The 11,759-nt window shown below is 40.9% G+C and carries 11 protein-coding genes; 9 read left to right on the forward strand and 2 right to left on the reverse strand.

What is annotated here, in order from left to right:
• Positions 1-440 precede the first annotated feature (440 nt).
• From ACZ47N_RS10695 to ACZ47N_RS10735, 9 genes are all read left to right on the forward strand, one after another.
• Entirely contained in the window at positions 441-1,106 is a 666-nt protein-coding gene (locus tag ACZ47N_RS10695; protein ID WP_464886548.1) for a bifunctional 2-keto-4-hydroxyglutarate aldolase/2-keto-3-deoxy-6-phosphogluconate aldolase, read from the forward strand.
• A gap of 2 nt (positions 1,107-1,108) precedes the next feature.
• Positions 1,109-2,131 carry a PfkB family carbohydrate kinase gene (locus ACZ47N_RS10700; RefSeq protein ID WP_464886549.1) on the forward strand — a complete coding sequence of 341 codons (1,023 nt, stop codon included), beginning with the start codon at positions 1,109-1,111 and terminating at the stop codon, positions 2,129-2,131.
• Positions 2,132-2,170: 39 nt separating this feature from the next.
• Positions 2,171-3,901 (forward strand): dihydroxy-acid dehydratase, encoded by a 1,731-nt coding sequence (gene ilvD, locus ACZ47N_RS10705; protein ID WP_464886550.1) that lies wholly within the window; start codon positions 2,171-2,173, stop codon positions 3,899-3,901.
• A gap of 97 nt (positions 3,902-3,998) precedes the next feature.
• Positions 3,999-5,057, forward strand: a complete 1,059-nt coding sequence (locus ACZ47N_RS10710; RefSeq protein ID WP_464886551.1) for a TRAP transporter substrate-binding protein — start codon at positions 3,999-4,001, stop codon at positions 5,055-5,057.
• Between the two features lie 111 nt (positions 5,058-5,168).
• Entirely contained in the window at positions 5,169-5,726 is a 558-nt protein-coding gene (locus tag ACZ47N_RS10715; RefSeq protein ID WP_464886552.1) for a TRAP transporter small permease, read from the forward strand.
• Positions 5,727-7,016: a TRAP transporter large permease gene (locus ACZ47N_RS10720; protein ID WP_464886553.1), complete on the forward strand. Its 1,290-nt coding sequence runs from the start codon at positions 5,727-5,729 to the stop codon at positions 7,014-7,016.
• A gap of 44 nt (positions 7,017-7,060) precedes the next feature.
• Entirely contained in the window at positions 7,061-8,017 is a 957-nt protein-coding gene (locus ACZ47N_RS10725; RefSeq protein WP_464886554.1) for a D-2-hydroxyacid dehydrogenase, read from the forward strand.
• Positions 8,018-8,143: 126 nt separating this feature from the next.
• Positions 8,144-8,914, forward strand: coding sequence for an IclR family transcriptional regulator (locus ACZ47N_RS10730; protein WP_464886555.1), 771 nt, complete (start codon positions 8,144-8,146; stop codon positions 8,912-8,914).
• Positions 8,915-8,926: 12 nt separating this feature from the next.
• Positions 8,927-9,073 (forward strand): SDR family oxidoreductase, encoded by a 147-nt coding sequence (locus ACZ47N_RS10735; protein WP_464886556.1) that lies wholly within the window; start codon positions 8,927-8,929, stop codon positions 9,071-9,073.
• 341 nt (positions 9,074-9,414) lie between these two features.
• Here ACZ47N_RS10735 and ACZ47N_RS10740 read toward each other — a convergent pair whose 3' ends face one another.
• Together ACZ47N_RS10740 and ACZ47N_RS10745 are read right to left on the reverse strand one after the other, a co-directional pair.
• On the reverse strand, positions 9,415-10,995 hold the full coding sequence (locus tag ACZ47N_RS10740) for a hypothetical protein (protein ID WP_464886557.1): 1,581 nt from the start codon (positions 10,993-10,995) through the stop codon (positions 9,415-9,417).
• Positions 10,982-11,695, reverse strand: a complete 714-nt coding sequence (locus ACZ47N_RS10745) for an ABC transporter ATP-binding protein (protein WP_464886558.1) — start codon at positions 11,693-11,695, stop codon at positions 10,982-10,984. Before ACZ47N_RS10745 ends, ACZ47N_RS10740 begins: the two co-directional genes overlap by 14 nt.
• Between the last annotated feature and the right edge of the window lie 64 nt (positions 11,696-11,759).

The following is an 11,759-nucleotide window of genomic DNA, read 5'->3' on the forward strand; positions in this document are numbered from 1 at the left end:
TACCTCTTTTGGGTAGGTAGGTCGGAAGTGAATTTACTTTAGCTATACCATAAGAAATGCTGGTTTCCTTGATTGGAAACCAGCATTTCTTATGGTATAGGAAATAGCATGAGTGCCCTTTAGGGTATTTGAACTTAATTCTTCAGTCTCAATTCTCAATGACAGTAGGCGCCAAATATTTTAGTCTAACTGGATAATATATGATTAGTTTATGATGGAGTTGAAATGTTACTAAAAGCTAAAGATTCAGTTGGAAATTTACAATAGAATCTGATTGAAAACTTTCTAAATACTTATATAGAGATGGATATACTCTAGAATGATCACAGAATCATCACAAAATACAAGAAAAAGTATTGAATTAACAGATAATATCATATATAATAAAGAAAATGGAACGCAGGTTCACGATGTGGAACTAAAGAAAGGAGGTGATAGGTGTGATTCCTAAAGTACATACCTTATCCCGAATCTGTGAAATAGGAATAGTGGCAGTGGTACGAGCAAAAAATAGCCAATCAGCGGAAAAAATTGCCCGTGCATGTATTGATGGTGGCATTCCAGCTATTGAAATTACTTTTACAGTACCAGGAGCCGAGAAAGTTATCAATGAGTTGAAGCAGAAATTCAGCCCCAAAGAGTTAATCATTGGTGCAGGAACGGTCCTTGACAGTGAAACAGCACGGATTGCCATTCTTGCCGGAGCTGAGTATGTGGTAAGTCCTGGTTTTGATCTGGCAACAGCAAAACTATGCAATCGTTATCAAATTCCTTATATGCCCGGTTGCATGACATTGACAGAGGTAATCCAAGCGGTGGAGGCTGGTGCAGATGTCATAAAAGTTTTTCCGGGAAGTGCTTTTGGCCCAGACTATATTAAGGCAATTAAAGGACCTTTGCCTCAAGTACCACTGATGCCAACTGGTGGTGTTAGTCTGGAAAATGTGGGTGAATGGATTCATAATGGATGCGTAGCTGTGGGTGTTGGCAGTGAGTTAACAGGTGGTGCCAAATCAGGTGACTATGAAAAAATAACTCAGACAGCCCTTCGGTTTACAGAAAAAATTAAAGAAGCAAGAAATTTAAAAGTGGATGGAGGAGAGTAAGGATGAAAAAAGTGGTGACATTAGGTGAAATCATGCTTCGTCTTTCAACACATGGATTTCAGAGATTTATTCAGTCTGAAAACGTTGATGTTTGTTATGGCGGCGGAGAGGCAAACGTTTGCGTATCCTTAGCTAATTACGGATTAGAAGCTCGTTTCGTAACAAAGGTACCTAAACATGAAATTGGGCAAAGTGCTGTTAATGCATTACGTCGTTTTGGTGTCGATACTAATTTTATAGCCCGTGGTGGTGATCGACTAGGCATCTATTTTCTAGAGAGTGGCGCTTCTCAGCGTGCTTCCAAAGTAATCTATGACCGTGCTCACTCGGCTATTGCAGAAGCCGATCCATCCGATTTTGATTGGCAACAGATTTTTAAAGGAGTAGACTGGTTTCACTTTACTGGCATTACGCCAGCTCTTGGAAGCAAAGCTACGGATATTACCATGGAAGCTTGTCAAAAAGCCAAGGAAATGGGCGTGACAGTGTCTGTGGACTTGAACTATCGTAAAAAACTCTGGACACCTGAAGAAGCGGAGAATGTGATGTCCCAGTTAATGAAATATGTGGATGTATGCATTGGCAATGAAGAGGATGCCGAGAAGGTTTTTGGTATCAAAGCCGGCGGAACAGATGTGGAGTCGGGTCAGATTGATCACGCAGCATATGAAAAAGTTGCCAACCAGTTGATCGAAAGATTTGGTTTCAAATATGTGGCTTCTACATTGAGAGAAAGCTACTCCGCATCAGATAACGGCTGGTCTGCAATGCTATGTGATGGAAACAAATCATACCTGTCACGCAAATATGATGTACGGATTGTAGACCGGGTCGGCGGAGGAGACTCTTTTGCTGGCGGATTGATCTACGGATTGCTGACGGAGAAACCATTACAAGAGGCGTTAGAGTTTGCCGTGGCCGCTTCCGCAATGAAGCATACAGTGCCTGGAGATTTTAATCTGGTGAATCCTGACGAAGTGGAAACACTAGTAAAAGGTGACGGTTCAGGAAGAGTACAACGTTAAAAGCTTTGAATATGTCAGGTAAAAGACGGAGGTAACAAAATGCGTTATAGTCAGAAAATGAGAGAAGTAGCCGTCGAAATGGATGCATTGAAAATGGGGATGGGATGGTCAAGTGATGATTTAAGTAAAACCCAGATATTCCTGCAAAGCACTTGGGGAGATAGTCATCCAGGAAGCGTTCATCTCAATAAACTTGTGGAAGTGGCCGAAGCAGTTATCAATAATCTTGGTGCGAAAGCAGCAAAGTACACGACTACCGATATCTGTGATGGAATTGCACAAGGGCATGATGGGATGAATTACTCTCTTGTATCAAGAGAAATGATTGCAAACATGATTGAAATTCAAGGCAAAGCCACTCCCTTTGATGGAGGCATGTTTATCTGCAGCTGCGACAAAGGAGTGCCGGCTCACTTGAAAGCGATTGCTCGTATTAATATGCCCTCTATAATAATGACAGGCGGAGTAATGAAAGCAGGTCCACAAATGTTGACCTTGGAACAAATAGGAACCTATAGTGCAATGTTGAAAAGAAAAGAAATGACAGAAAAAGAATTCCGAGAAAAACAACATACAGCATGTCCAACCTGTGGTGCTTGTGCTTTTATGGGGACGGCAGCGACGATGCAGATTATGTGTGAAGCCCTGGGCCTGGCAATACCAGGTTCGGCACTTATGCCTGCAAGCCTTAAAGAAATGGAAACAATGACAGCGAAAGCGTCTCGTCAGTTGATTGAAGTAGTGAACATGAACCTGAAACCTTCCGATATTTTGACAAGGAAAGCATTTGAAAATGCAATTATGATCCATGCAGCTATAGCTGGTTCCACCAATGCTATGCTCCATCTACCAGCGATTGCTTATGAAGCAGGAGTAGAACTTCCAGCTCAGCTATTTGATGAAATTCATCGCAAAGTACCCTATCTTGTCAACATACGACCAAGTGGAACCTATCCAGCCGAATATTTTTGGTATGCAGGTGGTGTGCCAGCTGTGATGATGGAAATACGGCATTTTCTCCACTTGGATGCAATCACTGTTACAGGTAAAACAGTTGGTGAAAATCTAGAAACACTTGAAGCTGAAGGTTACTTTCAACGGAGCGAACCAGCCTTAGAGCGACTTGGGCTTTATAGAGAAACAATTATCAAACCAATAGACCGTCCCATAAACCCCCAAGGCGCCGTTGCTGTCTTGACAGGAAATCTGGCACCTGAAGGAGCGGTTGTAAAACATTCTGCTATTGCAGAGAGGATGCAGCAAGTTGTTTTGAGAGCAAAGCCTTTTGATTCAGAAGAAGAAGCATTGGAAGCCGTGATTCAAAGACAAATCCAACCAGGAGATGCGGTGATTATCCGTTATGAAGGGCCAAAGGGTTCAGGAATGCCGGAAATGTTCTATACGACAGAAGCCATTGCGTCGGATCCTGAGCTTGCTGAATCGGTGGCACTTATTACAGATGGTCGCTTCTCTGGAGCAACCAGAGGTCCTGCAGTGGGCCATGTGTCACCAGAAGCGGTTTCCGGAGGACCTATTGCATTGATACAGGAAAACGACTTAATACAGATCGATATTCCGGAGCGTTCTCTTAAATTGGTAGGTATAGAGGAAGAAGAGAAAAAGGAAGAAGAGATTGCGACCATATTAGCCGAAAGACGTATTCACTGGAAAGTACCAGATATAAAGCGTAACGGCGTTCTTGCTGTATATACCCGCATGGCAACTTCGCCGATGAAAGGGGCTTACATGGATCCAGAGACGAATTTGTAGTAAGGATAAGTGCTATATAAATTGGTGTTTAGCCTTGCTGTAGAGAGTTTACGGCAGGATTTCAAACATAAATTACAAGAAGAAAAGAGGAGAAAAAATGAAAAAATCGAGGATGGCATTGTTAATAATGGTGTTAGTCATGACCCTTACCTTGGCAGGTTGTGGATCGCCGGATACAACTGAAGAATCAGCTGCCAACGGGGATGTATTATCAGCAGAAACAGCTGTTGAACCAATGAAGATTATTGCAGCGCATAATCAGACAGATCCTACAAATCCGTACCAAATTGGTTTGCTTGAATTTAAGGAAGTAGCAGAAAAATTGTCCGACGGTGCTATTGAAGTAGAAGTTCATGCAGGTACGCTGGGCACTAATGAAAATGAGTTGGTCGAAAAATTAACTCTTGGAGCTGCCGATGTGGTGATTGTGTCTCCGGGATTTATGACACAAACAGGTATTCCTGAAGTAGATATTTTTGCACTACCCTACCTTTTTGACAATTACGAGCACTGGGAAGCTGTGGTAGATGGGGATATAGGGCAACAAATGGCAGAAATGATTTTGGAACGCTCCAATAATCAATTTAAGATTTTAGGTTACTGGACTGCCGGTGTTCGTCATTATTATGGGCGTCAGCCGCTGAATAGTATTGAAGATATAGAAGGTATGACCATTCGAACTCAAACCTCTGGAGTGGTTGCTGACTTCTGGACACAGGTAGGTGCTATACCAACTTCTGTTGCATGGGGCGAATTATACCAAGCACTGCAACAACGAGCGGTTGATTCTGCTGAAAATGCGTACCCTTACTACGTACAACAAAATCACCACAGAACGGATAATGGTAAGTACACAACCGAGACAGCTCATGATTATACCACAAGATTCATGCTGATCAACGGAAATCGCTTTGATACCATGTCTCCTGCTCAACAGGAAATTATTCTAGAAGCAGCTGAAGCCTCTGTGGAGGCGGAGCGATCTGCACTTTACGCACAAGAAGATGAATACAAAGAGAAACTGATTGATGAAGGTGGCGAGGTAAATGAAATTGATCGAACGCCGTTCATCGAAGTGGCTATTCCTATTCAAGATGCAGCAGCTGTTGAAATGGGCGTTGAAGAAATAATTGAGCAGATTAGAGAGATGAAATAAGAGGCTAAAGGCGAAAACATAATGCATAGCACATAACCTCGCATCAGAGATAGAGGGACACTAGCAGTGGTGTCCCTCTATCATGAGGAGGTGATAGGAGGGAAAAGAGCTATGAAAACGATAATTGACCGGCTTGAAAAAATTCAATTAACATTTGGGGTAATATGTCTGTCGACTTTTTTAGCAGCGGTTTTGTTGCAGGTAGCCACAAGATATTTGAGGATTCCAATGATCTGGACAGAAGAAGTGGCTAACTATTCATTTATATGGACTGTTTTTATGGGAGCGGCAATCATGCTTCGTAGTAAAAGTCATTTTAGATTCACAATGCTGTCTCAACGGTTGAATGGTAGGAAAAAAGCATTATTAGAGCTGATAATTAATCTCATGATTCTTATTTTTGCCATCCTTATATTATTTTATGGCATCAGGGTTGTTAGGACATTTTGGAACTACCGGTGGATCGCCATACCTCGACTCAAAATGGGATATGTTTGGCTCTGCCTCCCTATTTCAGGAGCGACGATGGCAATTTATACAATGGAACATATCTATCATGACTTTTTGCAGCTGATGGGCAAGGAAAAGGTTACAGTGGAAGATCCAGTGGAAGATATTTTATCATCGGTCGAAGAAGTTAATGATCTTGATTTGGAAGGGGGCAAATAGATGAGTGGTTTACTGTTGGTTGCAGCCTTTATATTATTAATATTCATAGGAATGCCTATTGCTTTCGGTATCGCTATTATTGCATTTCTGGGTATAGCCTCCATCCCTTATATTCCAGAAATTACAGTTCCTATGAAAATGTTTAATGGCCTTAATTCTTTTGTATTGTTAGCGGTTCCCTTATTTATTTTGGCGGCTAATCTTATGAATAGAGGGCAAATCTCTCAAAAGCTGATTGATTTCTCAATAGCTTGTGTGGGTCATATTCGTGGTGGGTTAGCACATTCCAATATTCTGGTGTCGATGATATTTGCCGGTGTTTCGGGTTCGTCGCAAGCAGATACGGCAGGTGTTGGTAAGGTGCTAATTCCTAATATGATTAAGACAGGTTATGATAGAGAAACAGCAGTTGGAGTGACGGCAGCTTCATCCACTATTGGTGTTATTATACCGCCTAGTATTCCAATGATCGTTTATGCTGGTCTTACCAATGCACCTATTGCCTCTTTATTTCTAGCAGGGATTATTCCCGGTGTCCTTATTGGCGTGGGAATGATGACACTTACGTATGTGTTGGCTCTTAAAAAAGGGTATCCTAAATATGAACGAACTAAACTGAAAGCATTTCTAAAGCTTTTTTACGAGTCCTTCCCAGCATTATTGACACCTGTCATTATTATAGGAGGGATTTTAACGGGGTGGTATACAGCTACAGAGGCAGCTGCCTTTGCCTCCCTCTATGCTTTGTTTGTAAGTATGTTTTTCTATAAAACCTTGAAATTGAAGGACATTCCAGAAGTATTGGTAGAAACACTTAAACTTAGCTCGTTGTCTCTTTTTGCCCTGGCAGCAGCCAGTGCACTTGGAGAATTACTGGGATACTATCAAGTTGCTTCAATCACCAGAGAGTTTTTTGCCACTTACATTAATCATAAATGGATGTTCTTGTCCATCGTTATTGCATTTTTCCTTTTCGTAGGAACTTTTATGGACGCCATTCCAGCTATGATTCTGTTTGTACCTGTCATTTTACCTGTTGCTCTGGATTTTGGTGTGAGTAGCGTTCTTCTAGGTATTATTGTTGTCATTACCCTTGCCATTGGGCTAGTCACTCCCCCTTATGGACTATGCCTATTAATTGCTGCTACAATTGGTGATATATCTATAGAAGAATCTTTCAAATCAGTGGTGCTTTACCTTTTAGTAATCTTTGCTGTATTATTTTTCATTGCGTTTTTTCCAAACATTGCCTTTTACCTGCCTAGGTTAATCGAACCTGGACTGATATAAGGTTAAATAAAAGCATCAAATCGATGATGAAAAGAGGGATAATAGTGAAAAAAATTGTTATTTATCATGTGCCTGCGTATGACGTGCCACTGAATGTAAAACAGCAACTTGAATGCAGGCAAGATATCACAATAGTGTCGTCAAGTGATCGGACCATTATCATGAAAGAATTGGTTGATGCAGAAATCCTATTTACCTTTCAGTTCGACAACGAGATGTTGGATCAAGCTCCACAGTTGAAATGGGTACATAGCTTTAGCGCTGGTGTTGATTCCATGCCATTGCAGCGAATGAAAGAAAAAGGGATTCTGTTAAACAATGTTAAAGGGATGCATAAAGGACATATTGCTGAGTACGCAATAGCGGCAATGATAAACCTGGCTCGAAACTGGCACTTCATGTTCCGGAATCAAGTTGAAAAAGTATGGGACAGAAGTGTGGAACAAGATGAGATTTCAGGAAAAACCTTGGCAATTCTTGGTGTTGGACAAATAGGCTCTGAACTTGCTAAAAAAGCGAAGGGTATGGGGATGACTGTTATTGGCATGGCAACTACTAAAGAGCGGCAGGAAAACTTAGACGCAGTATACCTTCAAGACGAAATAACAACTATTTTTAATCAAAGTGACTATGTGGTTAACCTGCTTCCTTCTACTCCCAAAACGGAGAAGCTGATCAATCGAGAAGCTTTCAATGCCATGAATACTAGTGCTTGTTTTATTAATATTGGTCGTGGCACTACTGTGGATGAATCAGATTTGATTGAAGCGCTTTCGAATGGAAACATAAGAGCGATGGTTTCAGATGTTTTTGAAACTGAGCCGTTACCAGAGGATCATCCTTTCTGGAAGATGGATAACGTAATAATAACGCCACATATATGTGGCGATAACAAACGTTATCTGGAAAAAGCTTTTGAGATTGTGCTGCATAACCTAGAGATATATCTCTCTGGAAAAGGTACTATGCTAAACCGTATTGATCTTGATAAAGGATACTAATGTCTGAAACGAATGATTGAGATTGACAAAAAGTGCTAAACTGCCGTAAAATTCAAGTATAAGGGTTTCTTTACACATACTTAACGCATATACTACAAATGTCTATTCAATGGAGGAGTGCTCAATATGAAAGACTCAATCAATACGGTTCAATCGGTAGATAGAACCATCGCAATCATGGAACTACTGTCGACTCATCAGGATGGTTTGGGATTAACCGAAGTCAGTCAGTTGATCGGTCTTCATAAAAGCACCGTTCATCGCTTACTATTGACGCTGATCCATCATGGATACGTCAGTCAAAGTCAGCATAATCAGCGTTATCATTTAAGCATTAAAATGTTTGAAATTGGAAGCCGTATCATCGATCGTATGGAACTATTAAAAGTGGCAAGACCTTATATTGAAGCGATTCGAGATGTTACTAACGAAGTAGTTCATTTGGTCATTCCAGACGGTACGGACATGGTTTATATTGACAAGGTGGAGTCGAACAATAATATACGCATGCATTCACGCATTGGCGCACGCAGTCCGCTGTACAGTACTTCAGCAGGAAAGGCAATGATGGCGTACTGGCCGGAGCCAAAAGTGCGGGAAGTATGGGAAGCCAGTGAGATTATTCAACGCACCCCTAACACCGTAGTCGTTTATGATGAATTGTTAAAGGTGCTGGAGAAGGTTCGGGAAGCTGGATATGCTTTGGATGAAGAAGAAAATGAGTTCGGAATTCGATGTATCGGGGCTCCCGTTTTTAACTATCGTAATGATGTGATCGGAGCCGTTAGTATATCTGGTCCTACTATTCGTGTCACCTGCGAAGTGATAGATGCCTTTAAAGAACATTTGTTGAAATATACCCGTTTGATTTCAAATGAAATGGGATATCGAAATTGAAGAATCTTTCTAATGCAAATCCCCGCCAATACCCTTTCACCGCTTAATCCTTTGGGAAAACCAGAAGATGTAGCAAATGCCTATGTTTTTCTGGCATCGGAAGAAGCGGGATTTATCACAGGTTCTGTTCTGAGTGTTGATGGTGGCGTTGTCTTATAGGCATGGGACTGAAAAGACATTTTTCGAATAAACAAAAAAGTCATTAAAGGTATTAAGGACGAAATAGAATTAGTGCCGAATGTGAGTACTAAAAAAGATAGCTAGTAAGTGTAGCTATCTTTTTTAGTGTGGTAGTATAATATTTCTTTCGCTTTCAGCACCTGATCATCAGTGGTCATGCAACCAGTTACTTCCTCACTTTGCTTGATAGTATCAAGGCTAATAGCCCTAGGATTCATTAGTTACCAGGTTTCTCCCTTTTCTTTCTATTCATAAATGGATATCCAAAACGCTCATGTTGCATACAACAATATAAAAACACAAAGAAGAGACGACTCTGTTTAGATAGAAGTAGAGGCTTCTCGAAGCTTAGCAAAATGTTTGGATAAGTAATGGCTGCTTACTTTCATCCAAAACCAGGATAAGGCCAATGCTCCTATGGCGAGAAAAGAACTTATTCCAAAGTGCCAATGCAGCTTGTATCCCCCAAAAATCAAGATTCCAAAATGAAGGATTCCAGGTAGGAATACGATGACTATCCGAAACACTCCAATAAATCGAAAACCAAGAAGATACCCTAAAAGTCCAAGAACGGTAGCTAGCAGATTAAGTGGTAAAAGCATCAAAAGAAAAGAAGGTAATACATAGACGACGGCATCCAGGCTCTCAATTCCTTTGAAAAAGACAATCGTAAAAATCACTGCCGTTAAGGCGACTAAATGGTAAATCATTCCTTCCAACGCTGATAATATGCTTACGCCGAAAAGTTTCTGAAACCAAGACCCTGGAAGCTGGCAGACAAGGGAGTGAAAGACGCTGATGGATGGTTTGCTAGCACCCAGACAATTGAGAAGGGCCGGAAGCAAAAAAATGGTTACGGGTATCTTGAGAAAAACATACAAGAGACCACCGATGATTCCCAAAATAAATGCAGAAATCCCTCCAAGCTTAAACTCTGAAGATTTTAACCGTTCCAAGGTAATTAATTCCTTCCAAATCAAAGCGGATACAATGCCGGGAGTCCATGAGCGACTTGCGATCCAGCTTTTATTTTGGGCTCCAAAAAACTGAAGCATCACTTCATCGGGATCTTTTATTTTGCTGGATTGATCCATCACTTGCTTTGCTTTATATATTTCGCTGGTGAGTTCTTCTCTCGTATATTCCAGTCTCCAAAAGGCTAAAGCGAAGGTCAGGAATGTCAAACATCCTGTAGTAAACAAAATAGGCCATAAAGAAGATTCTGATGGCTGAAATACATCAACAATCAATAGATAAAAACCTTTTACAGGCCACCAGTTCTGAGGATGAATGAGGTTCCAGAAAATCGAAAAATTGGCTCCGCTCTCGATAAAGCCAATGATCAGCACCATTAAAAGAAATCCCCACAGGTAAACCTTATCAAAAGAAAAACGGCGCATTATGCGATGCAATAGGAGAGAAACGGCCGTCACCCAAATTCCTAACAGTAAATAACCTATCCACGCAAAAAAATAACCTGAAGGAAAAAATGATCTTCCCAGGCTGGACACCATAAAATATACGAAATACAATTTTCCGACAGCCTGGATAAAAAACTGTTTCAGTAAATAATATAGGATTAGTCCTCGACTAGATATCGGAAGGCTTAAGAGTAAAGAAGGGCTATATCCTGGAAGTTTTACAGGGAATCTGGTACTGGCCATCATAAGCTGCATGATTAAGGTTCCCAGAAGCATACCGCCGATAATATGTTCGCTGTATTTCATTACTGTTTGGGAAAAATCAGGGCTTTCACCAGCTGGAATGCTAAAAAACATCAATCCGAATAAAGCAAACCCTAACAAGATCAATCCACTTTGGATTTTATACCTCCGATAGTTTCTTATTTTATTAGCAATGGTTTTACATTCGAGAAAAAGGAAAGATTTAAGGGCTCCCAATGGTGGTCACCTCCAGAAAAAAATCCTCTAAGGTTTCAAAACCCTTTTTCCTGGTTTCATTGAGAATAGCACTCATCCTCTGATCTCTTATTAAAACGCCATGCTTCATGATCAAAACCCTATTACAAATTGATTGGATGGTGTTTAGGTTGTGACTTGATACCAGAACAATTCGGTCTGGACTCTTTAACCCCTGAATGCGATGCTGTAGTTCTCGGCTGGATAAAGGATCTAGACCAGAAAATGGCTCATCCATTAGTAAAACAGAGGGTTTTCGCAGTAGAGAAATAGCAATCATCACCTTTTGTTTCATACCTTTTGAAAGTTCTCCCGCTAAGGAATTCTTTTTATCCGTCAGTTGAAAAGCTTCTAGATATTCCTTCGCTTCCTGTTCCCAGTGATTGATCTGATATGCTAAGGAAATAAACTTAAAATGCTCCCATACGCTTAATACGGGGAACAAATCAGGAAACTCCGGTACATAGGCAACAGAGCCCAAAGAAACCTTCTTTTCATTGAGTCGTATTTTCCCTTGATTCGGTTCAAGAAACCCTGCTACTATCTTGAACAAAGTAGACTTTCCAGCACCATTGGGACCGACTAACCCAATAATTTCATCGTCTTCCCATCGACTGGTAAAATCATCAATAGCTAATAGATCTCCATATTCTTTTGACAGCTTTTCAATCTCCAGATGCATTGGTTCACCCCCCTATCTTTGAGCGTTTTAAGCGTTTGACAGATTTCTTCCCGCTGCTTTTATC

The sequence above is a fragment of the Tindallia texcoconensis genome (genome assembly GCF_055383815.1).

Bases quoted from the DNA above. Each gene is read 5' to 3' on its own strand.
- ACZ47N_RS10700 (WP_464886549.1), top strand. From the start codon at position 1,109: ATGAAAAAAGTGGTGACATTAGGTGAAATCATGCTTCGTCTTTCAACA.
- ilvD (WP_464886550.1), top strand. From the start codon at position 2,171: ATGCGTTATAGTCAGAAAATGAGAGAAGTAGCCGTCGAAATGGATGCA.
- ACZ47N_RS10710 (WP_464886551.1), top strand. From the start codon at position 3,999: ATGAAAAAATCGAGGATGGCATTGTTAATAATGGTGTTAGTCATGACC.
- ACZ47N_RS10715 (WP_464886552.1), top strand. From the start codon at position 5,169: ATGAAAACGATAATTGACCGGCTTGAAAAAATTCAATTAACATTTGGG.
- ACZ47N_RS10720 (WP_464886553.1), top strand. From the start codon at position 5,727: ATGAGTGGTTTACTGTTGGTTGCAGCCTTTATATTATTAATATTCATA.
- ACZ47N_RS10730 (WP_464886555.1), top strand. From the start codon at position 8,144: ATGAAAGACTCAATCAATACGGTTCAATCGGTAGATAGAACCATCGCA.
- ACZ47N_RS10735 (WP_464886556.1), top strand. From the start codon at position 8,927: ATGCAAATCCCCGCCAATACCCTTTCACCGCTTAATCCTTTGGGAAAA.
- ACZ47N_RS10745 (WP_464886558.1), bottom strand. From the start codon at position 11,695: ATGCATCTGGAGATTGAAAAGCTGTCAAAAGAATATGGAGATCTATTA.